Below are 24372 nucleotides of genomic sequence, written 5' to 3'. Positions count from 1 at the left end.
TCGCGCCTTATACGGAGACACCATGCTGCAAGACATCGACGCACGCATCGAACGTGGGCTGACGCCGGAACTGATCGCCGACTTTCGCCGCGATGGCGCGGTGTGCATCCGCAAACTCTTCACCGACGATGACATTGCGCTGTTGCGCGAAGGTATCGAGCGCAACATTGCGCAGCCGAGTCCGCGCGCGAAGGTCGCGAGCCGTCCCGACGATCCAGGCTGGTTCTTCGAAGACTTCTGCAACTGGCAGGACAATGACGCGTATCGCCGCTTTATTTACGAGTCGGCGGCGCCAGCGGCGGCGGCCGCGCTGATCGGCGGCGAAACCGTGCGGCTTTATCACGACCATTTGCTTGTGAAGGAACCGAACACGCGGCAGCGCACGCCGTGGCATCAGGACCAGCCTTACTACAACATTAGCGGCTCGCAGAACGTCAGCATGTGGATTCCCGTCGATCCCGTTTCGCGCGAATCGACGCTGGAATTCGTGGCCGGTTCGCATCTCGGCCCGTGGCTCATGCCACGCACGTTCATGGACAACGAAGCGAAGTGGTTTCCGGAAGGCAGTCTCGCCGACCTGCCGGATATCGAGTCGAACCGCGCCGCTTATCCGATCATCGGATGGGCGCTCGAACCGGGTGACATGTTGTGCTTCAACATGCTGACCTTGCATGCGTCGGGCGGCGTCGGCGGCAACACGCGGCGGCGCGCGTTTTCGGTCCGCTTCATCGGTGATGACGTTCGTCACGCGCCGCGCCGCTGGCGCACGTCTCCTGATTTTCCGGGCCTGGATGCGCAATTGCCCGAAGGCGCACCGATGGACCATCCGCTTTTCCCCGTGCTCTGGCGCGCGAGCGCGAGTTGATGCACGGTTGTCCGTTTCAAGCGACCACGTTCAGCATGCTGTCGTTGAGCTGCTGCTGTTCCTTTCCGCGCGTCACGAGCCAGCGGTGAAAGCTGCGGCAATGCGGTTTGTCGAAAGCGTTCGGCTTCCATGTGAGGAAATACGGCCACGGTAGCGACAATCCGAGCGCGAAGGGCATCACGAGACGGCCTGCGGCGAGATCGTCGCAGACCATCGAGCTTTGTGCGAGCACGAAACCGTAACCGTCGATAGCCGCCTGAATCGCGACGCTCGATAGCGAAAACACCTGACGGTTCTCGTTCAGTTCACTGCAATCGACATCGTTGGCAGCGAGCCATTCGCGCCACGAAGGCGGCGACGCGAACTTCGGCCGCCAGTCGACCGATATCAACGGATAGCCAAGAATCTCGGCGGGCGAGACGAGCGGTGCGTCGGCTGCGAGCAGTCGTGGACTGCAAACGGGCACCACGTAATCGCGGAACAGTTCGACGGAATTATCGACATCCGCAATGCGCTCGCCGTAGCTGATACGAAAGTCGATGTCATATCCATCCGGCGACGGCTCCGTGTGCGTGCCGTCGAGATACACGCTGAGATCGGCGTGCTGGCGCTGCCATTCGAGCATGCGCGGCGCGAGCCATTTCGACAGCAGTGAAGGCAGTGCGCTGACGCTGAGATTGCGAGTGTTCTTCGCCCGCTCGATTTCCGCATGCGCGACACGCAGGCTTTCGAACGCGGCTGCGCAGCTCTCGTGATACTGGCGCCCGATCGACGTCAGGCTCAGCCGCTTGCCGTCCTTTTGCGTGAGGTGCAGTCCGAGCGTGTCTTCGAGCAGCTTGATCTGCTGGCTCACTGCGCCAGCGGAAATGCCAAGCCGCTTCGCCGCTTCCGTCACGCCGCCGCGCCGGCCTACCGCTTCGAACACCTGCAGCGCGCGCAAAGGGGGAAAGCTGTTCGTCGTCATCGTATGGGTGGGGGAAGGTTCGACGATTTAGAAACTCTAAACGAACAGCCAGAGTTTGACATCTGTTCTTTTATGTTTTGGCTTTTTATCCTGATCGGTAAGTGAATACGAAACCGGATAACGGAGGCAGCGCAATGTTTCTGAGGAATGCATGGTACGTCGCAGCATGGGACGCAGACGTGACGCACAAACTCATGCCCGTGACGATCCTCGGCGAACCGGTCGTGTTGTATCGCCGCGAGGATGGCACGCCCGTCGCGCTCGAAGATGCGTGCCCGCATCGCAAGCTGCCGCTGTCGATGGGAAAGCTGATTGGCGATCAGGTGGAATGCGGTTATCACGGCCTGACCTTCGATTGCGAGGGCGCGTGCGTGCGCGCGCCCGGCAGCCCGCGCATCCCGCCCGGCGCGAAGGTGCGCAGCTATCCGCTGGCGGAGCGCTATGGCCTGCTGTGGATCTGGATGGGCGATGCCGACGAGGCGGACGCCGCGACGATCGTGCAGATCGACGAATGGGGCGATCCTGCGTGGGGTGTGAATCGTGGCGACGTGATGACGGTGGATTGCCATTACCTCTATGTCACCGACAATCTGCTCGATCCTTCGCATGTCGCGTGGGTGCATCCGTCGTCATTCGGCAATTCTGCCTGCGAGGCTGAGCCGCTGAAAACCGAGGTCGCCGCGCATGGCGTGACGGTCTCGCGCTGGATGCGCGATGTCGACGTGGCGCCGTTCTATGCGCAGTTCGTCGGCTTCGAAGGGCGGTGCGACCGCAAGCAGCATTACGAAGTGCGCTTCCCGTCGCACGCGATCATCAAGGCGATCTTCACGCCGGCGGGAACGGGCGGCGACGATGCGCCGCTTCATCCCGACGTGTTCCTGATGAATTCGTATAACTTCATGACACCCGTCGACGAATCGCACACGCGCTACTACTGGTTCCAGACGCGCAACTTCGCGCCGCAGGACGAACAGGTGTCGCGCCAGTTCGATGCGGACGTGCGACATGCTTTCGAGGAAGACCGCGTCGTGTTGACAGCCGTTCATCGCGGCATGCAGAACGCCCGCACGCCGAACATCGATCTCGCGATCGACGCTGGACCGCTGCGTTTCAGGCGCGCGCTTGGGCAGATGATCGAACGTGAGCAGCAGGCAACGGTCACGCCCGCGCCGGTCTATGTGGTGAACCGGCTGCGCGCGGAGCACTGACATGCGTATCGTGGACGATCCGGCGACGCTGGCTGCGCCGCGTGCAGCGTTGCGTTTCAGGCGTTTTCGTGTGACGCGGCGCACGCAGGAAAGCGCATCGATCGTTTCGTTCGATCTCGTGCCTGTCGATGGCGAAGCGCTGACCCCGTTCGTTGCAGGGCAGTTCGTCACGGTGCGCCTGCCTTCGCCGTCAGGCGAGCGATTGTTGCGCACATATAGCCTCTCCGGCGATCCCGCCAATAACACGCGCTGGCGAATCTCTGTCAAACACGAACAAGGTAGCGACGCTGTGCCTGCGGGACGCGGCTCGTCATATCTTCACGAACGGGTGCACGCCGGCGACGAACTGGAACTCGCGGGACCTTCGGGCGCGTTCGTTTGCGGTGACGACATTACACGACCCGTCGTGTTGATGAGTGGCGGAGTCGGGTTGACGCCGCTCGTCAGCATGCTGCACCGCTTGCGCGCGATGGACGGCGCGCACAGCCGCCGCGTGTACTTCATTCATGCCTGCGAGAACGGCGCGGTGCACGCGTTTCGTGATGAGGTCGAGGCGGTGGTGGCGGCGTATCCGAACGTGCGTGCGCATGTCTGCTATCGGCTTCCTTCGGCGGAAGACCGCGCTTTGAAGTATTTCGACAGCGAAGGACTGATTTCGCGCGACACGCTGCAAGGCCTTTTGCCGCTCGATGACTACGAAGTCTATCTATGCGGCCCGCCCGCTTTCATGCAGTCGAACTGGAAGCTCTTGCGCAGCCTCGGTATCGCGCGCGACCGCATTCATTACGAGTTCTTCGGTCCGGCGACGGTACTCGAGGAAGATGTGGCCGAGGAGCCTTTAAGCGCGCAACCGCATGCAGCGATTCAGAAAAGCTCAGCCACCACGACGACCATCCGCCTTCACACACAAGCCGAACCCGTCGCATGGGACCCGGGTTGCGGTTCCCTGCTCGAGTTTGCCGAGAAACTCGGCTATGCGCCCGCATTCAGTTGCCGGATCGGCATTTGCAATACGTGCGTGACGAGTCTGATCGACGGAAAGGTCGAATACACGGAAGAACCGCTGGAGCCGCCGTCGCAAGGTACAGTATTGCTGTGTTGCGCGAAGCCCGCAGGATGCGTTACGTTGGCGCTTTCGGAAGACGCAAAAAACGTTTGACTCACCAGAGGCTTTATGAAGATCAGCTTTCCCGTCGATCCCGGTTTCGACACGCTACGCAACCAGTTTCTTGACGGCGCCAAGGCGGCGGGCGCCACCCTGACGACGTACGCCCATCCTCTGAAAGGACCGAATGGCGAAGCGCTTGCGACGGACGTCGCCTGGCTTGGCAATCCCCATGCGTCGCGCGTGTTCATGACACTCTCGGGTACACATGGCGTCGAGGGCTATTTCGGCTCGACGTGTCAGACAGAGTGGCTGCACGAACTCGCAACGCACCCCTTGCCCGACGATGTCGCGGTCCTGATGGTCCATCTGATCAACCCGTGGGGCACGGCGTGGGTCAGGCGCGTGAACGAGGATAACGTCGATCTGAATCGCAACTACGTCGACTTCACGGCTGCGCTGCCCGACAATCCGCGTTACGAAGCGCTGCATGAAATCTACACGTGCCGCGACATCGACGGTCCGCAGCGTCAACATGCCGATGCGCTGCTAGCAAAGCAAATCGACGCGTTGGGGTGGTCGGGGGTACAGGCAATCGTCGGCGCGGGTCAATACCTCCACGCAGACGGTCTGTTCTATGGCGGGCAGCAGCCCACCTGGTCGAACCGCACGCTGCGCGATATCGCAGCGCGATTCCTCAAGCCCGCTCAGGTTGCGATTGCCTTCGACCTGCATACGGGCGCAGGCGCGTTCGGTCATCCGATGCTGATGTCGATTACGCAATCGGTCTATCCGGGGCTCGCCGATGCGCAGCGCCTCTATGGTCCGTGGCTCTACACGCTGCTCACGCATGCGGACGCAGCCGTGAGCGAGACAGGTGTGGTCGCGCGGGCGACGGGCTATACATCGCAAGCGATGCTGGACGCGTTGCCGGATACGCATCTGATGCAACTCGTCATCGAGTGCGGTACCTATCCCGAAGCGCCGATGCACACGGCGCTGCGCGACGACCATTGGCTGCATCTGTACGGGGACCCTCACGATGCGCGAGGACGCGCGATCAGCCGCGCACTGTTCGAATCGTTCATGCCCGCCGATCCCGACTGGCGTGAGCTGACGTGGACGCGCACGCGGCAGATCTGGATGCGCGCGTTGGGGGCGCTGCCAGGCATCACGCCGAAGCAACGCTAAAGCACCTCAAACGAGCGCCTGGCTCGCAGCCGCAGCGCGGCTGCGCAGCCAGTTGATGCTGGCGAACAGCAACACAGCAAACACGATCAGCATCGTGGCGACGGCGAGGATCGACGGATCGATCGAATCGCGGATGCCGCTCCACATCTGCCGCGGCACCGTGGTCTGATCCGGCCCGCCGATGAACAGAATGACGATCACTTCATCGAACGAAGTCGCAAAGGCGAACACACTGCCCGTCGCGACGGCGGGCGCAATCAGCGGCAGCGTCACGCGCCTGAACGCGACCCAGGGTTTTGCGCCGAGACCCGATGCGGCGCGCAGCAGACTCTGATCGAACGACAGCAACGACGCCGTCACGGTGATGACCACAAATGGCGTGCCGAGCGCCGCATGCGCCAGCACGACGCCCGGATATGAATTCACGAGCCCGAGCGGCGCGAAGATCAGATAGAACCCGGCCGCAACGACGACGATGGGAACGATCATCGGCGAAATGATGATCGGCATGATCAGCGAACGCAGCGGAAACTGCGTGCGGCTCAGGCCGAGCGCCGCGAGCGTGCCGAGACATGTGGCGATCAGCGTCGATGCCGCGCCAATCCCGAGGCTGTTCAATAGCGCACGCTGCCAGTCGCCGCTAGTCAGTGCCTGCTCATACCAGCGCAACGAAAAGCCCTGCAAAGGGTACGAGAAATACGAACCCGAGTTGAACGAGAGCGGGATGATCGCGAGAATCGGCGCAATCAGAAAGAACAGAACGAGCGCGGTATGCACCCGCACCCAATGCGTCGCGATGCGCTCCGTCAGCATCTTCTTCCGTTGGTTTTGCATGGCGGTCCCTTGTCGTCGTGTAGGCGTCGCTCAACCGAAGCGCAAACGGTCGATGCCGACAATGCGGTTGAACAGGAAGTAGAAGACTGCGGTAAAGATCACGAGATACGCCGACAGTGCGCCTGCAAGCCCCCAGTTGAGCTGCGTGTTGGTCTGCATCGCGATGAGCTGGCTGATCATCTCGTCGCCCGCTCCGCCGAGTAGTGCGGGCGTGATGTAGTAACCGAGCGCAAGCACGAACACGAGGAAGCAGCCCGCGCCGACGCCCGGCAGCGTTTGCGGCACATACACGCGCACGAATGCGGTGAATGGATGCGCGCCGAGCGACTGCGCCGCGCGCACATAGATCGGCGACACGCTTTTCATCACCGAATAGATGGCGAGAATCATGTACGGCAGCAGCACGTGCGTCATGCCGATCAGCACACCAGCGCGATTGAAGATGAGGGGCACGGGATGCGTCGCGAGACCGAGTCCCATCAGCAGGCTGTTGATGACGCCGCCCGGCTGCAACAGTACATACCATGCCGTAGTGCGCACCAGCAGCGACGTCCAGAACGGCACGATCACGAGCAGCATCAGACGGTTACTGCTTTTCGCGGGCAGATTGGCGAGCATCCACGCTACGGGGTAGCCGAGCAGCAGACACAGCACCGTGACTGTCGCGCTGATCGAGATCGTACGCAGGAACGCTTGTCGATAGACCGACGAATTGTCCGGCACGAATTCGACCGAACCTTGCGGCGTGACTTGCGCATCGACGGCGGCGAGCAGATAGTCCGGTGTCGGCGATGCGGCGGCGCGTTTCAGCAGACGCCAGGTTTCCGGCGAGTTCCAGCGTTCGTCCATTGCAACGAGTGCGGGCTTCCATGCGGGTGGCGCGTCAGCAGGCAAGTTGCGCGCGGTTCGCATCAGCAGGCTGCGAAACTCGGCCTGAGCGAAATTCAGGCGTCGCGCGACCGTCCCGAGTTGCCCGCTCCCTTGCGCTTCCTTCAAACCCGACGCAAGCAGCGCGAACGTGCGCTCGTCCGGTACGCCGCGCCCGTCCCATGCATCGAGCGCGCGCGTGAGCGCGGGCATGCTGTTAGGCACTTCGTGGTTCTGCACGCTGCGCGCGAGCAGCAACGCTATCGGCGCGATGAACGTCGATAGCAGGAACAGAATCAACGGCAGCGCAAGCAGCAGCGCCTGAGCCGACGCGCGGCGCTGCGCCTTCTGGAACGACGCGCGGCCGTTGGCTCTCGTCGGAGAGCCCGAAGCCGCGGCTTGGGCCGATACGGGCATGCTGGTAGTCACGTCGGGCTCTCTTTGCTCTCGTTGCGCTCTTTAAACAGCGAAGTTACTGCCGGGGTTACTGAGTAAGCCAGGTCTGGAAGCGCTTGTTGATCTGGTCCGCGTTGTCGGCCCAGAAGCCCGCATTGATCTGCAACGCACGTTTGAAGTTCTGCGGCGAGGTAGGCAGATCGGACAGCCGCTGCTTGTCGACGAGCGCGATCGCATCCTTGCGCGGCGGCGCGTAGGCGATGTACTTCGACAGATCCGCATAGGCTTTCGGCTGCGAAGCGGAAACGATGAACTTCGCTGCCGCGTCCGCGTGCTTCGCGCCCGTCGGAATGCCCCACCAGTCGAAGTCATAGACCTGCGCGTCCCAGACGGCCTTGAACGGCTTATTGTCTTTCTTCGCGGCATCGTCGATGCGGCCGTTGTAGGCCTGCGTCATTACCACCGCGCCGTCCGCGAGCAACTGCGGCGCCTGTGCACCCGATTCCCACCAGACAATGTTCTTCTTGATCGTATCGAGCTTCTTGAACGCGCGATCGACGCCTGCGGGCGTGGCCAGCACCTTGTACACGTCCTTCGGATCGACGCCGTCGGCAATCAGCGCCCATTCCATCGATACCTTCGGCGACTTGCGCAGCCCGCGCTTGCCCGGGAATTTCTGCAGGTCGAAGAAGTCGGCGACGGTGGTCGGCGCGGTCTTCAGCTTGCTCGCATCGTAGGCGAAGACGGTGGACCAGACCATGCTCGCCACCGCGCAATCGCTGATCGAGCCGGGAATGAAATCGCTCGTCTTGCCTAATGTCTTCTTGTCGAACTTCTGCAGCAGGCCTTCGTCGCAGGCGGTGATTGCATCATTCGTTTCGAGGTCGATCAGGTCCCATGTGGTGTTCTTCGCCTGCTCCATTGCGGAGAGTTTGGCGAGGCCGCCGTCATAGGATTCCGTCGAAAAGCCTACGCCCGTGGCTTGCGTGAAGGGCTCGAAATAGGCCTTCTTCGCAGCCGCTTCATACGCGCCGCCGAACGTCACGACGGAAAGTGTTTCCGCTGCCTGAGCACCGGCGGAGAAGAACGCGAAGACGGAGAGTGCGGCAAGTGCGGCACGTTGTGCCTTGATTTGAGTAAGCATGTCAGTTGGCTCCTGCAGGTGCGGTCGTAATGATGGTAGGTAACGGAGACGGCGGGGAGTAATTGGCAGGCGCGTTGCGATGCGCGCTTGCCGTCATTGCGAGAATCTTGCAATCGTCGTGGCGCCATGCGACCTCGACCATGTTGCCTGGCGCAGGCAGCGCGTGACGCTGCGTGTTGGGCACCTTGACGACGATGGCGTCGCGCGCGCCGAGCTTCAGATGAACGCGGTGATGATCGCCGCAATACACGAGTTCTTCGACGCGGGCTTGCACCACATTGCTGTGTCCGTCGGCGTGCGTGCCTTCGGCGCTTGGGATATGTGCGCGCTCAGGGCGCAGCGCGAGCATCGCGTCGTCGCCTTCGCGCAGACCGCTTTCGCAGCGGCCGCGAATGATGCTGCCGTCCGCCAGTGCGAGGGTCGCGCTGTCGCCGCTCACATTGACCACGCGTCCCGTCAGCCCATTGTTCTCGCCGACGAAGTTCGCAACAAAGGCATTCTGCGCATTCTCGTAAAGCTCGCTCGGCGTGGCGGCCTGCTGGATGCGGCCATCGGAGAACACGGCGACGCGGTTCGACATCGTCAGCGCTTCGGCCTGATCGTGCGTCACGTAGACGATCGTCAGCGACAACTCGCGATGCAGGCGCATGATTTCGTATTGCATCGTTTCGCGCAGACGCTTGTCGAGCGCACCGAGCGGTTCGTCCATCAGCACGACGCTCGGCTCGAACACCAGCGCGCGCGCCAGCGCGACGCGCTGCTGTTGTCCGCCCGACAGTTGCGAGGGGCGGCGGTTCGCCAGATGCGGTAATTCGATCATCTCCAGTGCGCGCTTGACGCGCGTCTTCTGCTCGGCGCGGCTCACGCGACGCACGGAAAGCGGAAACGCAACGTTCTCAGCAATCGTCAGATGCGGAAAAAGCGCGTAGTTCTGGAACACCATGCCGATGTCGCGCTGGTGGGGCGGCTTGTCGTCGAGCCGGCGTCCGTCGAGGCGAATCTCGCCTTGCGTGGGCGTTTCGAAACCCGCGAGCATCATCAGCGTGGTGGTCTTGCCTGAACCCGACGGCCCGAGCAGCGACAGGAATTCGCCCTTGCGCACGTCGAGGTTCAGATCGTCGACGACGTAATGCGCGCCGTCATACGATTTGCTCACGCCCGAGAATGAGATGAAGGAAGGGTTTGACATCGTGCTGGCGTCCTGTCGGTGTTGCGTCGTAGTCAATGCGTGCCGATCTTCGCCGCGAGATAGCGCGCGAAGTCATAGTTAGGGCGTTCGAGATGGCTCAGATGACCGGGCTTTGCAAGCGGTGCATGCACGCCGCGAAACACGGCTTCGACGCCGCGTCGGTCTTCCGCATTCACGTCGTCGAGGAGCTGCTTGAGCGTTGCCATGTAGGCATGCGCTTGCGGATCGGCGACGAACTCCGGCGCCAGTCCGCCGCCGAAGCGGATATGCACGCGCCCTACGCCTTCGGGCTGCAGCACGAGATACCAGAAGTAGCCCGGCGTCAGTGTCACGAGATGGGTTGGGTAAATGGCGAGCAACGCCGTGGTCTTGCGCCAGTGTCCCGTGAGACGCGTGTTGTCCGGATGCGCGTTGCCGATCGGCAAGGACGCTTCCTTCGTGATCCAGTGATAGTTGAAGGCCGGAAGGCCGGGCGGGCATTCCATTTCTTCGAGCCGCGAATGCGGGCCTACCGTCGCGCGATGCAGCATCGGCAGGTGATAGCTCTCCATGAAGTTTTCCGCAAGGATCTTCCAGTTCGTGTCCCACACGTGTTCTTCATAGAAAGTTTCGATGTAGTCGGACATGCCGTATGCGCCGATCAGTTCGTTCAACTCGGCGAGCCGCGCGTGAACGGGCAGGGCGTTTTCATCGCGCGTCACGTAGATCCAGCCTTGCCATTCTTCACAACGCACGGCAGGCAGGCGATAGCTTTCCTTGCAGAAGCCCTCTTGCCGATCCATCAGCGGTGCGCCTTTCAGCGCGCCATCGAGCGAGTAATTCCACGCGTGATACGGGCACACGATCCGGCGCACGTTGCCGCGTCCTTCGAGCAGCACCGACATGCGATGCAGGCAGACATTCGACATCGCCTTCAATTGCATCTGCTCGTCGCGCAGCACGACGATCGGCTGGTCGCCGATCCGCGCAGTCAGATAGTCGCCGGCATTCTTCAGCGCGCTCGCGCGGCCGACGCATTGCCATTCGCGCGAGAAGATGTCGCGCTCTTCCAGCGCGAGAAATTCGGGCGACGTGTAGACACCGGGCGGCATCGAGCGCGCTTCGCTGAAGGGTCGATCGCAACCGGTCAGCAGCTCATCGACCAGCGCTTCTATTGCGATCGTCCTTACCGGATGTGCCATGTCGCCCTCCTTGTCTCGAGCTTGCGAGAGCGCGCCGACGCTGGATTGCGTGGTGTTGCGCTCGACATGGACATCAATCTATCAAGCCAAATTCCCAGCCAAAATATTGTTTTTGGATGCAAAGCAAAGGTTTTTACTATGTAGCGCGGATGCTACTCGCGCGGGCTTTGACGCGCGTTTCAACAGGGTTTACGTGTCCAGATGCAGCCGTCGGATATAGGTCTCGCAATACGACGCAAACCGTTGCACCACCTGTCTGGGCCGCATCGTGCGCGATTGCGCGATCCCGAGTGTCGTCGCGTTGACGTTGTCCTTGAAGCGCTTCACGACGAAGTCTTCGCCGTCCACGGTACGGTTCGACTTGAGCGGAAAGTTGAGGATGCTGTAGCCGAGTCCGTTCGCCACCATGCCGCGCACGACTTCCGGCTGCGACGAGCGGAACGCCGGTACGGGCCGGCTGCCCACGGCATCGAACAGTGCGGCGAAATATTCGCGGCTATGCGGCAGATCCAGCATCACATAAGGCTCGTGCAACAGGTCAGTCAGCGATACCTTGCGCGCGCGGGCAAGACGGTGAGAGGTCGGCAGGATCACGTACGGCGGCAGCGACAGCAGCGGCGTGAAGGCGATGTCTTCCGTCAGATCAAGGCTATAGGTCAGAACTATGTCGAGCGAACCGTCGTGCAGACCTCTTAGCAGGCCGTCCTGATGTGCTTCGACCGTACGAAACGAAATGCCCGCGTGCTCGCTCGCGAACCGGCTGATGAGCCGCGGCATCAAGGGCGGCGCGAGCGAGACGAGGCAGCCGAGAGCGATCGAGCCCGTCATACCGCCGTCCATCTCTTTCGCGGACGTCTGCAATTCTTCGGCGATCTTCAGCAGATTGCGCGCCTGTCCGAGCAGGTCGCGGCCCGCTTGCGTGAGCGACAAGCCGCTCGCGTGATGTCTGATGAAAAGCTGCACGCCAAATGACGATTCGAGGTCGGCGAGTGCCGTCGAGATAGACGGCTGCGAGATATGCAGGCGCTTCGCAGCGGCCGTGAACGACAGCGTTTCTGCCGTGACCACGAAATAGCGCAGCTGACGAAGCGAGTAACGAAGGGGATGGTTTTCCATCGGCAATGCTCCAGATTCGGGCGTTCATTGCGCACCATTGTGAGGCGGTCAAAAAGCGCTGCATAGGTAAATCGGATGCAATGCATTTTTTAAATATATTTTTCGGATTCGAGGGGCACGCGTAGATTCTGCACCAGGACAGCTGATTCACGGTGCTGCGCGCCGTTCGACAAGTCGCTTCGCCCGCATCGAACACGACGTCACGACGGCTCGAATCAAACCGCCTTTGAGAAGGACTTAGCCATGGCAGTGAAAACAACGTCAATCGACACGCTCGTAGTCGGCGCCGGTCAGGCCGGCGTGGCGATGAGCGAACATTTGAGCAACATCGGCGTGCCGCATATCGTGCTGGAGCGCGCGCGCATCGCCGAGCGGTGGCGCACGGGACGCTGGGATTCGCTGGTTGCCAATGGACCCGCTTGGCACGATCGTTTCCCAAATCTGGAGTTCGCCGAAGTCGATCCGGATGGGTTCGCATCTAAAGAACAGGTCGCGGAGTACTTCGTCGCCTATGCGAAGAAGTTCGATGCGCCGATCCGCACCGGCGTCGAAGTGAAGAAAGTGGTGCGCAATGCGGGCCACCAGGGTTTCACTGTCGAGACCTCGGACGGTACGTTCGAAGCCAACCGTGTGGTCGTCGCGACGGGACCGTTTCAACGCCCGTTGATTCCCGCCGTCGCGCCGAAATCAGATCGGTTCACGCAGATTCATTCCGCCGACTATCGCAATCCGCAGCAGTTGCCCGAAGGCGGCGTGCTGGTGATTGGCGCAGGTTCATCGGGCGTGCAGATCGCGGATGAATTGCAGCGTTCGGGCAAGCAGGTGTATCTGTCGGTCGGGCCGCACGATCGCCCGCCGCGCGGCTATCGCGGCCGCGACTTCTGCTGGTGGCTCGGCGTGCTAGGTGAATGGGATGCGGAAGTCATGCGCCCGGGCAAGGAGCACGTGACCATCGCGGTGAGCGGTGCGCGCGGCGGCCATACGGTGGACTTTCGACGTCTTGCGCATCAGGGCGTCACGCTCGTCGGTCTGACGAAATCGTTCGACGATAGCGTCGTAACGTTCGACTCGGATCTCGCGGACAACATCGCGCGTGGTGACGAAAACTATCTGTCGCTGCTCGATGCAGCGGATGCGTACGCGGCCCGCAACGGTCTCGATCTTCCGGAAGAACCGGAGGCGCGCGTCATTCCCGCAGACCCTGATTGTGTAATCAATCCGATTCTCGAACTCGATCTGGTCAACGCAGGCGTGACGTCGATTGTCTGGGCGACCGGCTATGCCGTCGATTTCAACTGGCTGCAAGTCGATGCCTTCGACGACAAAGGCAAGCCGAAGCATCAGCGTGGTGTTTCGAAAGAGCCGGGCATCTATTTTCTTGGTCTTCCGTGGCTGTCGCGTCGCGGCTCCGCTTTCATCTGGGGCGTGTGGCATGACGCGAAGCATATTGCCGATCACATCGCCACGCAGCGCAAATACCTCGCGTACTACGACGCGCCTGATAGCCACGCAAAGGCGACGAACGAACCTGCCGTAGCCGATTCACGTATTCACAAGGTCAGCGAACTCGACTTGAGTTGAAGCGCCCACGAACCCGACCCGCATTCTCCCTTTATTTCGTATCAAGGTGCATTGATGAGCCAACCTACGCATACCCGTATCCGCATGTTCAACACAAAGGACACGTATCCGAACCAGACGCTCGACAACGACCTGTGTCAGGCCGTGCGCGCGGGCAATACGGTGTACGTGCGCGGCCAGGTGGGAACCGATTTCGACGGCAAGCTCGTGGGACTCGGTGATCCGCGCGCGCAGGCCGCGCAGGCGATGAAGAACCTCAAGCAGTTGCTGGAAGAAGCGGGCAGCGACCTGTCGCACGTCGTCAAGACGACCACGTATCTGACGGATGTGCGGTATCGCGAGCCCGTGTATCAGGAAGTCGGCAAGTGGCTCAAGGGTGTGTTCCCGATTTCGACGGGCCTGGTCGTCACGGCTTTGGGTCAGCCGCAGTGGCTGATGGAGATCGACGTGATCGCCGTCATTCCGGAAGGATGGACGCGGTCTCAGGGCTGAGGAACACGACATGACTTTTTCTATCGTCGGACGTTGTGAGCAAACCGGGCAACTCGGCATCGCGATCAGTTCTTCGAGCATCGCAGTGGGAGCGCGATGCCCGTGGCTGCGCGCAGGCGTGGGCGCGGTAGCGACGCAGAACGTGACGCTGCCCGCGCTCGGGCCGCAGATTCTCGATCTGCTGGAGCACACGCTACTGGAACCCGCCGCGGCGCTGGACCGTGCGCTCGGGGCGAACGACTGGAGCGAGTATCGACAGGTGACGGTGATCGATGCCAGCGGCCGCACCGCGTTTTTCAGCGGCAAGGAAGCGCTGGGTACATATCACGCGGTGGCGGGCGCGCAATGCGTGGCAGCGGGCAACATGCTTGCGGGCATCGACGTGATCGAGGCGATGGCGCCTGCATTCGCGAATGCGAAAGGCGCGCTTGCTGACCGTCTGCTCGCGGCGATGCATGCCGCGATGGCGGCGGGCGGCGAAGCGGGCCCTGTGCATTCGGCGGCGCTGAAGATCGTCGGCGATCAGAGCTGGCCGATCGTTGATTTGCGCATCGACTGGGCCGACGACGATCCCATCGGCAAGCTCGACGGCCTATGGCAAGCGTACAAGCCGCAAATGCAGGATTACGTGACCCGTGCGCTCAATCCAACGGCCGCGCCGAGTTATGGAGTGCCGGGCGATGAGTGACAACTCGAGCCGCGCGCTGCTCGAACGGCTAATCGGATTTCCCACCGTCAGCCGGGACTCCAATCTGGAGATGATCGATTTCATCCGGCACTACCTCGGCGATTTCGGTGTTCATAGCGAGCTGTTCTACAACGCGGAGCGCACGAAGGCGAATCTGTTCGCGACGATCGGCCCTGATGATAGCGGCGGCATCGTGTTGTCCGGCCACACCGACGTGGTGCCCGTCGACGGCCAGCCGTGGACGGTCGAGCCGTTCCGTCTGAGCGAACAAGACGGGCGCTTGTACGGACGCGGCACGGCCGATATGAAAGGCTTCATTGCATCGGTATTGGCAGCGGTGCCCGTGTTTCTCGCGCGCGATCTGAGAGTGCCCGTGCATCTCGCATTCTCCTATGACGAAGAAGTGGGATGTCTCGGCGTGCGGCCGATGCTCGCGGAACTCGCAAAGCGTGCGCACAAGCCTGCGTTATGCCTGATCGGCGAACCGACGGAATTGAAGCCGGTGCTGGGTCACAAAGGCAAGCTGGCGATGCGCTGCCAGGTCAAGGGCGCGCCTTGCCATTCGGCGTACGCGCCTTACGGTGTCAACGCGATTCAGTACGCGGCGCGTCTGATCAACCGTCTCGACGAGATCGGCGAGCAGTTGTCCTTGCCTGAACAGCATGACGAACGCTTCGATCCGCCGTACTCGACGGTGCAGACGGGCGTCATCAAAGGTGGCCGCGCGCTCAACATCGTGCCGGCCGAATGCGAGTTCGATTTCGAAGTGCGGGCGCTGCCCGGCTACGACGCAACGAACGTCGCCGACGAGTTGCAGACCTACGCGCAGACCCAGCTATTGCCGAAGATGCGCGCAGTGAATGCCGAAACCGATATTCGCCTCGAGTCGCTCTCGGCCTATCCCGGTCTCGCAACGCCGCCCGACAGCGACGCAGCGCAGCTGCTCGCATTGCTGTGTGGCTCCCGTGAGTTCGGCACGGTTGCATTCGGCACCGAGGGCGGACTCTTCAATCAGGCAGGCATACCCGCCGTGGTCTGCGGACCGGGCAGCATGGATCAAGGACACAAGCCGGACGAATTCGTCACAGTCGAACAACTCGAAGCATGCGATGCGATGTTGACGCGACTGGCGGATCACCTCTCGACCAGGTCCGGCGCGTGATTCAAACGGATGAATGCAAGCAACGAGCGCGCTCGGGCCACGCCTGAGCCGCTGAATATCGCAGCGCAGCTGCGCGAGACAGGAGACAGCATTTTGGCCACCACGGACAGCAAAGCTTCCCAATTGATCGAAAAACACACGATTGGCTATGTGCCACGCGAGGATCGTCACGGCAAGGTGCGTGATCTGTTCACGCTCTGGTTCGGCGGCAATATCGCGCCGTTGCCTATCGTAACGGGGGCGCTCGGCGTCCAGCTTTTCCATCTGAATCTGTTCTGGGGCATCGTCGCGATTGTCGTGGGACAGGCTGTAGGCGGCGTGCTGATGGCGCTGCACTCCGCGCAAGGTCCTCAAATGGGCATTCCGCAGATGATCCAGAGCCGCGCCCAGTTTGGATCATGGGGCGCGCTGCTCGTCACGGTCATCGCGGGCGTGATGTATGTGGGCTTCTTCGCTTCCAACATCGTGCTGGCCGGGAAATCGCTGCACGGAATCGAATCGAGTGTTCCCGTACCGGTGGGCATCATCGTCGGCGCGTTGGGCTCGGGGCTGATCGGCATCGTCGGTTATCGCTTCATACACATACTGAACCGGATCGGGACGTGGGTACTCGGCATCGGCATCTTCATCGGCTTCTGGTACATCCTGACGCACGTTTCGACGGCGGACTTTCTGACGCGCGGCGGTTTCAATATCGCCGGCTGGCTCGCGACGGTCTCGCTGTCCGCGCTCTGGCAAATCGCGTTTGCGCCGTACGTGTCCGACTATTCGCGCTACCTGCCTGAGAATGTCCGTGTCGCGTCGACGTTCTGGGCGACGTATCTGGGCTGTACGATCGGCTCGACGCTCGCGTTCGTGTTCGGCGCCGTTGCCGTGCTGGCCGTGCCGCCCGGCGTCGATGCGATGGATGCCGTCAAGCAGGCGACGGGACCGCTCGGCTTGCCGATGCTGGTGCTCTTCCTGCTCAGCGTCATCAGTCATAACGCGTTGAATCTCTACGGAGCGGTGCTCGCGGCGATCACATCGGTGCAGACCTTTGCGTACCGCTGGATTCCGACGGCCAGGACGCGGGCGGTGTTCTCATTCGTCATTCTTGCTGCGTGCTGCTATGCGGCGCTCGGGGCTTCGACGAACTTCGTGGGCAATCTGGTCGATCTCGTGCTCGCTCTGCTCGTCGTGCTCGTGCCGTGGACGGCAATCAATCTGATCGATTTCTACGTCATCCATAAAGGCAAGTACGACATCGACTCGATCTTTGAGGCGGACGGCGGCATTTACGGACGCTTCAATCCGCAAGCGCTGATTGCGTACGCAGTCGGTATTGCCGTGCAGATTCCGTTCATGAACACACCGATGTATGCGGGACCCGTACCGGGCTATCTGGATGGCGCGGATCTTTCGTGGGTGATCGGCCTCGTTCTGACTTCGCCGCTGTACTACTGGCTGGCAACGCGGAATACGACGTATCGGCGCCGCCTGAATGCAGGGATGCGGGCGACGGTTCGTTAAGCGAGTGTCGATCTGAAACGATAGTAAAAAAGGAGCCCCGCGCATCGCAGGGCTCCGAACAATCATTCTGAGCTAATTCAACAACTCTACGATGCGTGCAGGTGATAGCTGACAGTCACATTGCGATTGTCCTTCACCGACGCTGACCGTGCCGGCCTCGAACGTATGCCGGCGGTCCCTGTTTATTGAGGGGTAGAGCATGCAAGCGCAATTCAGCCAGTCAAAAGAACTCGACGATCTTATTTCCATACCCGCCATCGGGGTCGATATCGAGGTGTGTATCGCACCAACCGCGACGGAGAACCAGGCGACGCTCATCGCGTGCACGGACGAACCCGGATTCGGGCCGCCTCAGCATCGGCACGAGCGGGAAACAGGTTTTCCATGTGCTGCGTGGTCGATATCTGTTCGAAGTCGACGGCAGACGTGTTGTCGCGCACGCGGGAGAGACGGTCGTTGCGCCTGTGGGAAGCACGCACCGGTTCACGAACATCGACGACAAGCCGTCGCGAATGCTCGTTCTGATTACGCCGGGGTTCGACGCAGCTGCTTTTTTTAGTGAACTCCGCGAAATCATGGCGAACGGTCGACCCGAACCCGACGCGCTAAACGAATTCGGCGCGAAATGGGGTGTCGAGTTTCTAGGTCCGCCGTTAGCGACGTGACGAAATCGCGGGCGCATGCTTCGCGACCTGCGAAGGGTTCATCATGTCTGTTCCGTGGAAGGTTCCTTTCCCGCTGTGCGGGCATATAGCCGCTGCGCGTGTCTGTCGTCGAACGCACTGGCCGGCACGTCGATGACCGTGGCGCCCTGCGCCAGCCCGACTACCCGGTCCGCGAACTGCTGCGCCCAGCCAACCTGATGCAGACTGCACAACACGGCCACACCCTGCTCGCCGCAGCAGCGCCGCAGCAGCGCGAGGATTTCCCCGCCGCTGCCTGGATCAAGGCTCGCAACGGGTTCATCCGCGACGATCAGGTCAGGCTGCTGCGCGAGTGCGCGTGCGATCGCAACGCGCTGCTGCTGTCCACCGGAAAGCGTATCAACACGCCGCACCGCATAGTCGAGCAGGCCGACCCGTTCGAGCGATTCGAGCGCAAGCAGCCGGTCCGCACGCTCGAAGCGGCGCGCGATGCCGCGCCACGAGCGCACGTGACCGAGCCGGCCAGCCAGTACGTTGTCGAGCGCGCTCAGACGCTGCACGAGATTGAACCGCTGAAAGATCACCGCGACCTGCCGGCGTGCCCGACGGCGCAGGGCAGCCACCGGAACACCGGCCACTTCGATCGTGCCGCTGTCGATACTGTCGAGCCCCGCCACGCAGCGCAACAGCGTGGTCTTGCCCGCGCCGCTCGCGCCGAGCAAGGCGACGAACTCGCCCGATCCGACGCTCAGGCTGACGTCGCGCAATACGTGTACGCCATGCAAACGCTTGTCGACGCCCGATACGCGTAGGGGCGGAGCACGCTGCGCAGTGCGGCCAGGAGCAGGCTGTGTGAACAGGTTCATGCGCGCGATGCCCTCACACCAGTTTCCTGCGCAACCAGCCCGATATCTGATCGAGTGTCGTGACCACGACGAGGATCACCGCGATGATCGTAAACAGCCGGTTGAAATCGAGCAGGTCCATGCTGTTTTTCAACTCCTGACCGATTCCGCCCGCACCGACCACGCCGAGCACGGTCGACGCGCGAATGTTGAACTCCAGCCAGAACAGCGCGGTCGACGCGAACACGGGCAGCACGTCCGGCAGTACCGCATACGCGATGCTCGTGAAGCGGCCTGCGCCCGTCGTGCGTACGGCATCGTAGGCAGCCAGATCGGCGTTCTCGAGATGATCGGCGAATAGCTTGGCCGCGCTACCCCACGTATGGAACGCGATGCCGAGCACACCGGCGAACGGGCCGAGCCCGACGGCAGCGACGAACAGCAGCGCGAACACGAACGAATCGATGCCGCGCAGCATGTTCAGGAACCATCGCACGGGATAGTAGAGCGCGGGCAGTGGCGTCAGGTTGCGGCTGGCGAACAGCGCCGCCGGCAGCGCAAGCAACGCAGCGGCCGTGGTGCCAACGGCCGCCATCGCAACGGTCTCCGCCGTGCGCTGGATGATCAGCGGCAGTTCGTCGACGCGCGGCGGCCAAGCTTGCACGAGCCAGCCTGCAAGCTTGGGCAGCCCTGTGACGAGGCGGGCCGGGTCGACGTGGGCAAGACTGAAGCACACCGCGTAGAACGCGGCGATGGCCGCCAGCGTCGCACCGAGCCTGAGGCGGCGCACGAAACGCCCGTGCTTCGCCTCGAGTGCCGCGAGCGCCGCCGCGGCCGCCGATCCGACCGTTCCCATCGGGGCGGACGAGGGCGGCGGTTTCATCTCAGGCCTTCGCGCGAATCTTGCCGACAGCGATGCCGGCTTTCTCGATCATCGAGTACGACGCGTGCGTTGCCGACACGAAGCCCGTATAGCGCGGCGGCAGCAAGGTCGCAGCCTGTTCCGGCGTGATCGACAGCAGGATGCGCTGGATCTGGGCGACGCGTTCCGCTGGGACACCGTGCGGCACCACGATCGCATCGTTCGGAAACGGGTCCGACGTCCAGACGATCTTCGTGCCGTCGGGCTTGATCACGCCTTTCGCGACCATCGCGTTCCGGTTGCGATCGAAGTCCGTAGCGAGATCGACCTGACCCGACTGCACCGCGACCTCGTTTGCCGCGTGCGTCGCGCCTTCTGTGTACTTCCAGAACGTTTTCGGATCGATCTTCCAGACCTCCTTTGCGTACCAGGTCGGCATCAGCCAGCCCGACGTCGAGCCGACATCTGCAAACGAGATCGACATACCTTTCGTGTCGTCCGGAAAGCGGCTCACGTGGAGATCCGGACGGCTAATCACGATGCCGTGATAGAACGGCTTGTCGTCGTACTTGACGGTCGCGAGCGCCTGGCAGTCGGTCGAGTTGTTGGCGATCACATAGCCCCACGGCCCCATCCACGCGAGGTCGAGCTGGCCCGAGCCCATCGCGACGGCCATGCCCGCCCAGTCGGTGGTGGCCGACAGTTCGTAATCGACGCCGAGTTGCTTCGCGAGCCACGCGAAGAACGGACCGAAGCTCTTCTTCGTATCGTCTGTCGTGGGTAGCAGCGGGCCGACGCCGAAGCGCATCGGCTTGCTGCTTTGCGCATGGGCGACGGGAGCGAGCGCCCACGACGACGCGAGGCCGGCCGCGCCGGCAATGAACATTCTGCGAGTTGTCATGGGAACCTCAGTAGCTGAGACTGGGGCAGGCGTCACCCATGAATTTGTGCATCGCGTCGCCAATGATTTTGGCGCCGGGGATCAGCGTGTCTTCGTCGAGCGCGCGTTTCTTGAAGCACGGCGAGAAGCCGGCCTCATGGAGGTCGTCCGGGTAACCGGACTGGGACAGGCGAGTACCTTCGATATTCAGGAATACGACGACTTCTTTCTCGCTGGCGATGGCCGCATTGGCAACCACGAACGCGACCGTCGCGCGGTCGGTGTCGTCTTTCGCTCGAGTCAGACTGACCACGAATTCTCCAGACACGATATTCTCCTGATTCTCCAGCAGGTGGACGATAGGAGTGCGGACGCCGCTCCACCTCGGACGACGTCAGCCCTTGGCTCTGATGTAGATGGTGCGTTTCTCCGGATCGGCGAATGTCGGGGAGCGATGTCGCCATGATTCTCATAGTGCATCATTTGGGCCTATGCTGCTGACATTGGTCGCTGGGTTCGCACTTGCAACGGGCGCGCACGCGTTGCTTGCGGCAAAGATTACAAAAGACCGAGTTCACATCCTGATGCTGGAGGTGGCGGATGAAAGAGGAACAGATTCGTGAAGTCTTGAATACGCACTGGCGCGCGTCGGCCGAAGGGGATCTCGACCTGGAACATGATATCTATCACGACGATGCCGTTTGTGATTATCCGCAGTCAGGTGAACGTATTGTCGGACGAATCAATTTGCAGGCGTTGCGCGGGCATCATCCCGGCCGGCCTTCTGGTTTCGATGTCAGGCGAATTCAGGGAAACGGCGATCTCTGGATCACGGAATACACGATCAATTACACGGACCGCGCGACATACGTCGTGAGCATCATGAAGTTCCATGACAGTAAGGTCGTGCACGAGACCCAGTACTTTTCGGACCCTTTCGACGCACCAGACTGGCGCAGTCAATGGGTTCAGCGGATCGGGTGACGATGCCTCTCTGGAAAGCACCCGCTCGCCAACCCTTCCTCCGCGCACATACCACCCGGACTATACGGAGGTATGAGCCGTCCATCCTATTGCAGTGACGGTTTCAAACAATAGTAGGGTGGTTATCTGTAGGCTATACGACTAGCTTTGACAACAAGGTCGAACGTGATTGCGATCATGTCGACCTCGGTAGGTCACGCGTAAGAAAATGTCGTTCCAGTCGCACACGTGCGGATCCGGAAAATGAAAATCGCTATTGTCGTGCTTGACGGTGTGCAAGCGTTGGATATTGCCGGCGCACTCGATGTCTTTTCCGAAGCGAATAGATGCCTGCGAGCAACCTGTCAGTATCAGGTTTCGTTAGTAGGTGAGCGCGCGGGCCATATAGCTTGCTCGAATTCGATGCAGCTTTCCGTCCCGTTTGACTACACAGCGTTTCAAACATCTGTCGATGTTTTGCTGGTGACGGGTAGACCGCACTTGTCGAACTCTCGCCCGAAACGCGAATTCCTGGACTGGTTGCGCGATCGCGCTTTTCAGTCGAAGCGAATCGGCTCGATCTGCAATGGGGCGTTTCTATTAGGGCACGCAGGTGTGCTCAACGGTAGAGAAGTCACCGCCAGTTGGGCCGACGCGAGTTCTCTGGCCCGGGAATTCCCGCTGGCTCGAATTCGTCCCGACAAAGTCCTGATACGTGATGGCAACCTGGTGTCATCCGCCGGTGCGACGGCGGGCTGGCATCTTTGTCTATCTCAGGTCGCAGACGACTGGGGCCATGAATTCGCTGCACGGATCGCGACGCGTCTTGGCATGGACATGGATCATGAGGGCAGACCGTATATCGATCCCGCCGCGGGCAAGAACACGCTCATCGAGAAGGTACAGCGATACGTCACCGATCATATTGCCGATGAACTGTCGATCGAAGAGCTTGCCAGCGCCGTCTCGGTTAGCAGAAGAAATTTTTCGAGACTGTTTGCGAAACATGCGCAGATGACTCCATCCGCATTTGTCGAAGAACTTCGTGTGGACGCAGCGAGAAAGATACTGGGTGGGACTGACGACCCTCTGAAGACCATTGCATTCAAATGCGGTTTCCACAATGCCACGCATATGCGGATGGTCTTCCTTAGGCGTATCAACGTGACACCTATGCAATGTCGACAGCAAATGCGGGGTGTCGAGAGCGTGTATGGCATGCCGCGACGTATGGATCGGGTGGATCAATCCATCGACCTTGAGGCTACTGCGTAACGCGCACTTATATACGCCCCACCATTACACGATGGTACTGGTCGCCACGCGATCGTATCGTTGCCCCGTTCACCTTGATCGCATGATCGAAATCACGATTGGGCTGCGCTTCGCATGCGTCGGTTGCCACCAAGCCAGTGGTATGCGGAAGCGACGAGCCCCAATGCAATGCCGAAGATCACGACGCCCGTCCAGCCGAAGCGGGTCATCAGCCAGCCGCTGATCATGACGCCGATGGCACCGCCGGAGAAGGTGGCCGTCATGTAGAGACTGTTGATGCGGCCCTGCGCCTTGGGATCGACGGCAAAGGCGCGCGTCTGGTTGGACACGAGACCCGACTGCACACCGATATCGAGCACGATGACCCCGATGATCAGGAACGTCAGCGAGGACTCCGCGCCGGCGAGCAGCACATAGGCGAGCGTTACGATGCCGATGCTGGCCGCAATGACGGTGCGTGAGCCGAGTCGATCTGTCGCGCGACCGCCAAGTGAAGCGGCGAGTGCACCCGTCGCGCCGATGATCCCAAAGCCGCCAGCCCACGCACTGCCAAGGTGCTGCGGGCCGTTTGCCAGAAGCGCCGCCAGATTGACCCAGAACGCGTTGAAGCAGGCCCACAGCAGCGCCTGGACAATCATCGATTCACGAATCGGGCGATTGTCCCGAACCAGTGGCCAGAGTGAAGCGAGCAGACGTCCGTAGGAAAGATCGGTGGAAGGCACGCCGCGCGGGAGCAGCAACGCGGCAGCGATCCAGACGGGGATCATGAACAGCGCTTCCACGCCATACACGGCGCGCCAGCCGTAGGTCGCGCCGATCACGCCGCTGATCGTACGGCCCAGCAGAATGCCGACCATGATGCCGCTGACGACCGTGCCGACCGAACGCCCGCGTTCACTCGGCAATGACATGACGGCAGCGAATGGTACGAGCTGCTGAGGCACGCAACTGACGATGCCAAGACCGAACGACGCTCCGATCAGCGGCCAGATGCCGGGTGAAAGCGCGGAACTCAGCGCGAAGATGAAGGCGAGCGCAATCTGCGCGAGCACGAGCTTGCGCCGGTCGAAGCGATCGCCCAGCGGCAACAGCAAGGCGAGGCCCGTCGCAAAGCCGAGCAGCGCCGCGCCGGCGACCAGGTCGACGGTGGTCAGGTCGACCTGCAGGCCGGAAGCGATCAGCGGCAGGATTGGCTGCGTGCAGTAGATGTTGGTGATCACCGCGCCGGCGATGACCGCCATCATGACGATTTTGGCGCGTGACGCGACTGCGTGGGTCTGGGGATTATTGGATGTATTTGGCAGGCCGTTCACGGCACTCTCCTTTTATTTCGATCTTCAGGGCATGTCCAGCAAGATGCCGTGGCACACAGTCTGCAGGCTACCCGCTTGCATTTATAAAGAGAATCTCC

Annotated in this window: 24 protein-coding genes; 12 read left to right on the top strand and 12 right to left on the bottom strand. The window is 61.5% G+C overall.

The features are described 5' to 3' along the window. Window positions 1-22 precede the first annotated feature (22 nt). Window positions 23-865 carry a phytanoyl-CoA dioxygenase family protein gene (locus SB822_RS14305; RefSeq protein ID WP_410854979.1) on the top strand — a complete coding sequence of 281 codons (843 nt, stop codon included), beginning with the start codon at window positions 23-25 and terminating at the stop codon, window positions 863-865. Between the two features lie 16 nt (window positions 866-881). Here SB822_RS14305 and SB822_RS14300 read toward each other — a convergent pair whose 3' ends face one another. Next, entirely contained in the window at window positions 882-1829 is a 948-nt protein-coding gene (locus SB822_RS14300; RefSeq protein ID WP_410854978.1) for a LysR substrate-binding domain-containing protein, read from the bottom strand. Window positions 1830-1963: 134 nt separating this feature from the next. Between SB822_RS14300 and SB822_RS14295 the strand changes: the two genes are divergently transcribed. Genes SB822_RS14295 through SB822_RS14285 form a run of 3 tightly spaced genes read left to right on the top strand, consistent with a single transcriptional unit; the run spans window position 1964 to window position 5333 of the window. After that, window positions 1964-3037 (top strand): Rieske 2Fe-2S domain-containing protein, encoded by a 1074-nt coding sequence (locus tag SB822_RS14295; RefSeq protein ID WP_410854977.1) that lies wholly within the window; start codon window positions 1964-1966, stop codon window positions 3035-3037. 1 nt (window position 3038) lies between these two features. Next, the gene (locus SB822_RS14290; RefSeq protein ID WP_410854976.1) at window positions 3039-4196 is read left to right on the top strand and encodes an FAD-binding oxidoreductase; all 1158 of its coding nucleotides are present in this window, start codon (window positions 3039-3041) and stop codon (window positions 4194-4196) included. A gap of 15 nt (window positions 4197-4211) precedes the next feature. Beyond that, a complete protein-coding gene (locus SB822_RS14285; RefSeq protein ID WP_410854975.1) occupies window positions 4212-5333 on the top strand; it encodes a DUF2817 domain-containing protein in 1122 nt (373 codons plus the stop codon). Window positions 5334-5339: 6 nt separating this feature from the next. Here SB822_RS14285 and SB822_RS14280 read toward each other — a convergent pair whose 3' ends face one another. From SB822_RS14280 to SB822_RS14255, 6 genes are all read right to left on the bottom strand, one after another. Beyond that, complete coding sequence (locus SB822_RS14280) at window positions 5340-6167, bottom strand: ABC transporter permease (RefSeq protein WP_410854974.1); 828 nt, start codon at window positions 6165-6167, stop codon at window positions 5340-5342. Window positions 6168-6197: 30 nt separating this feature from the next. Then, window positions 6198-7451, bottom strand: a complete 1254-nt coding sequence (locus SB822_RS14275; protein WP_086919492.1) for an ABC transporter permease — start codon at window positions 7449-7451, stop codon at window positions 6198-6200. 67 nt (window positions 7452-7518) lie between these two features. Then, window positions 7519-8574: an ABC transporter substrate-binding protein gene (locus SB822_RS14270; protein WP_007736835.1), complete on the bottom strand. Its 1056-nt coding sequence runs from the start codon at window positions 8572-8574 to the stop codon at window positions 7519-7521. A 1-nt stretch (window position 8575) separates the two neighbouring features. Then, window positions 8576-9763 (bottom strand): ABC transporter ATP-binding protein, encoded by a 1188-nt coding sequence (locus SB822_RS14265; protein WP_007736834.1) that lies wholly within the window; start codon window positions 9761-9763, stop codon window positions 8576-8578. 32 nt (window positions 9764-9795) lie between these two features. Then, entirely contained in the window at window positions 9796-10944 is a 1149-nt protein-coding gene (locus tag SB822_RS14260) for an SRPBCC family protein (RefSeq protein ID WP_079489960.1), read from the bottom strand. Between the two features lie 189 nt (window positions 10945-11133). Next, window positions 11134-12060, bottom strand: a complete 927-nt coding sequence (locus SB822_RS14255; RefSeq protein WP_007736830.1) for a LysR family transcriptional regulator — start codon at window positions 12058-12060, stop codon at window positions 11134-11136. A gap of 243 nt (window positions 12061-12303) precedes the next feature. Here SB822_RS14255 and SB822_RS14250 point away from each other — a divergent pair, with 243 nt between their 5' ends. From SB822_RS14250 to SB822_RS14225, 6 genes are all read left to right on the top strand, one after another. Beyond that, window positions 12304-13641, top strand: a complete 1338-nt coding sequence (locus SB822_RS14250) for a flavin-containing monooxygenase (RefSeq protein WP_410854973.1) — start codon at window positions 12304-12306, stop codon at window positions 13639-13641. A 54-nt stretch (window positions 13642-13695) separates the two neighbouring features. Further along, window positions 13696-14133, top strand: coding sequence for a RidA family protein (locus SB822_RS14245; RefSeq protein WP_086919494.1), 438 nt, complete (start codon window positions 13696-13698; stop codon window positions 14131-14133). Between the two features lie 10 nt (window positions 14134-14143). Continuing rightward, window positions 14144-14821, top strand: a complete 678-nt coding sequence (locus SB822_RS14240) for a DUF1028 domain-containing protein (protein ID WP_007736824.1) — start codon at window positions 14144-14146, stop codon at window positions 14819-14821. After that, window positions 14814-15983: an acetylornithine deacetylase gene (gene argE / locus SB822_RS14235; RefSeq protein WP_114223589.1), complete on the top strand. Its 1170-nt coding sequence runs from the start codon at window positions 14814-14816 to the stop codon at window positions 15981-15983. The genes SB822_RS14240 and argE overlap by 8 nt, the downstream gene beginning before the upstream one ends. 123 nt (window positions 15984-16106) lie before the next feature. Continuing rightward, window positions 16107-17492, top strand: a complete 1386-nt coding sequence (locus SB822_RS14230; RefSeq protein WP_410854972.1) for a purine-cytosine permease family protein — start codon at window positions 16107-16109, stop codon at window positions 17490-17492. Window positions 17493-17878: 386 nt separating this feature from the next. Then, on the top strand, window positions 17879-18157 hold the full coding sequence (locus tag SB822_RS14225) for a cupin domain-containing protein (protein ID WP_410854971.1): 279 nt from the start codon (window positions 17879-17881) through the stop codon (window positions 18155-18157). Window positions 18158-18198: 41 nt separating this feature from the next. On the opposite strand, the gene phnC is transcribed toward SB822_RS14225, so the two are convergent. From phnC to SB822_RS14205, 4 genes are read right to left on the bottom strand one after another with little or no spacing between them, the layout of a single operon-like run. Then, entirely contained in the window at window positions 18199-19002 is an 804-nt protein-coding gene (gene phnC, locus SB822_RS14220; RefSeq protein WP_007736817.1) for a phosphonate ABC transporter ATP-binding protein, read from the bottom strand. A 13-nt stretch (window positions 19003-19015) separates the two neighbouring features. Beyond that, the gene (phnE, locus tag SB822_RS14215) at window positions 19016-19864 is read right to left on the bottom strand and encodes a phosphonate ABC transporter, permease protein PhnE (RefSeq protein WP_079502409.1); all 849 of its coding nucleotides are present in this window, start codon (window positions 19862-19864) and stop codon (window positions 19016-19018) included. Between the two features lies 1 nt (window position 19865). Next, window positions 19866-20744, bottom strand: a complete 879-nt coding sequence (locus SB822_RS14210; RefSeq protein ID WP_410854970.1) for a phosphate/phosphite/phosphonate ABC transporter substrate-binding protein — start codon at window positions 20742-20744, stop codon at window positions 19866-19868. A gap of 7 nt (window positions 20745-20751) precedes the next feature. Beyond that, window positions 20752-21051 carry a sulfur reduction protein DsrE gene (locus SB822_RS14205; RefSeq protein WP_114223585.1) on the bottom strand — a complete coding sequence of 100 codons (300 nt, stop codon included), beginning with the start codon at window positions 21049-21051 and terminating at the stop codon, window positions 20752-20754. Window positions 21052-21323: 272 nt separating this feature from the next. Between SB822_RS14205 and SB822_RS14200 the strand changes: the two genes are divergently transcribed. Both SB822_RS14200 and SB822_RS14195 read left to right on the top strand, forming a co-directional pair. After that, on the top strand, window positions 21324-21707 hold the full coding sequence (locus SB822_RS14200; RefSeq protein ID WP_007732213.1) for a nuclear transport factor 2 family protein: 384 nt from the start codon (window positions 21324-21326) through the stop codon (window positions 21705-21707). A 243-nt stretch (window positions 21708-21950) separates the two neighbouring features. Next, window positions 21951-22961: a GlxA family transcriptional regulator gene (locus SB822_RS14195; protein ID WP_114223584.1), complete on the top strand. Its 1011-nt coding sequence runs from the start codon at window positions 21951-21953 to the stop codon at window positions 22959-22961. A 92-nt stretch (window positions 22962-23053) separates the two neighbouring features. On the opposite strand, the gene SB822_RS14190 is transcribed toward SB822_RS14195, so the two are convergent. Then, entirely contained in the window at window positions 23054-24274 is a 1221-nt protein-coding gene (locus tag SB822_RS14190; protein WP_079494357.1) for an MFS transporter, read from the bottom strand. Window positions 24275-24372 lie beyond the last annotated feature (98 nt).

Origin of the sequence: Paraburkholderia sp. SIMBA_054, from assembly GCF_046534875.1 — a bacterium.
GTDB classification, from domain to species: domain Bacteria; phylum Pseudomonadota; class Gammaproteobacteria; order Burkholderiales; family Burkholderiaceae; genus Paraburkholderia; species Paraburkholderia hospita.
This window is presented reverse-complemented; position numbering and strand designations above follow the sequence as displayed.

Bases quoted from the DNA above. Each gene is read 5' to 3' on its own strand.
- SB822_RS14305 (WP_410854979.1), top strand. From the start codon at position 23: ATGCTGCAAGACATCGACGCACGCATCGAACGTGGGCTGACGCCGGAA.
- SB822_RS14255 (WP_007736830.1), bottom strand. From the start codon at position 12,060: ATGGAAAACCATCCCCTTCGTTACTCGCTTCGTCAGCTGCGCTATTTC.
- argE (WP_114223589.1), top strand. From the start codon at position 14,814: ATGAGTGACAACTCGAGCCGCGCGCTGCTCGAACGGCTAATCGGATTT.
- SB822_RS14270 (WP_007736835.1), bottom strand. From the start codon at position 8,574: ATGCTTACTCAAATCAAGGCACAACGTGCCGCACTTGCCGCACTCTCC.
- SB822_RS14295 (WP_410854977.1), top strand. From the start codon at position 1,964: ATGTTTCTGAGGAATGCATGGTACGTCGCAGCATGGGACGCAGACGTG.
- SB822_RS14250 (WP_410854973.1), top strand. From the start codon at position 12,304: ATGGCAGTGAAAACAACGTCAATCGACACGCTCGTAGTCGGCGCCGGT.
- phnE (WP_079502409.1), bottom strand. From the start codon at position 19,864: ATGAAACCGCCGCCCTCGTCCGCCCCGATGGGAACGGTCGGATCGGCG.
- SB822_RS14210 (WP_410854970.1), bottom strand. From the start codon at position 20,744: ATGACAACTCGCAGAATGTTCATTGCCGGCGCGGCCGGCCTCGCGTCG.
- phnC (WP_007736817.1), bottom strand. From the start codon at position 19,002: ATGAACCTGTTCACACAGCCTGCTCCTGGCCGCACTGCGCAGCGTGCT.
- SB822_RS14290 (WP_410854976.1), top strand. From the start codon at position 3,039: ATGCGTATCGTGGACGATCCGGCGACGCTGGCTGCGCCGCGTGCAGCG.
- SB822_RS14280 (WP_410854974.1), bottom strand. From the start codon at position 6,167: ATGCAAAACCAACGGAAGAAGATGCTGACGGAGCGCATCGCGACGCAT.
- SB822_RS14240 (WP_007736824.1), top strand. From the start codon at position 14,144: ATGACTTTTTCTATCGTCGGACGTTGTGAGCAAACCGGGCAACTCGGC.
- SB822_RS14265 (WP_007736834.1), bottom strand. From the start codon at position 9,763: ATGTCAAACCCTTCCTTCATCTCATTCTCGGGCGTGAGCAAATCGTAT.
- SB822_RS14300 (WP_410854978.1), bottom strand. From the start codon at position 1,829: ATGACGACGAACAGCTTTCCCCCTTTGCGCGCGCTGCAGGTGTTCGAA.
- SB822_RS14285 (WP_410854975.1), top strand. From the start codon at position 4,212: ATGAAGATCAGCTTTCCCGTCGATCCCGGTTTCGACACGCTACGCAAC.
- SB822_RS14260 (WP_079489960.1), bottom strand. From the start codon at position 10,944: ATGGCACATCCGGTAAGGACGATCGCAATAGAAGCGCTGGTCGATGAG.
- SB822_RS14245 (WP_086919494.1), top strand. From the start codon at position 13,696: ATGAGCCAACCTACGCATACCCGTATCCGCATGTTCAACACAAAGGAC.
- SB822_RS14200 (WP_007732213.1), top strand. From the start codon at position 21,324: ATGAAAGAGGAACAGATTCGTGAAGTCTTGAATACGCACTGGCGCGCG.
- SB822_RS14275 (WP_086919492.1), bottom strand. From the start codon at position 7,451: ATGCCCGTATCGGCCCAAGCCGCGGCTTCGGGCTCTCCGACGAGAGCC.
- SB822_RS14195 (WP_114223584.1), top strand. From the start codon at position 21,951: ATGAAAATCGCTATTGTCGTGCTTGACGGTGTGCAAGCGTTGGATATT.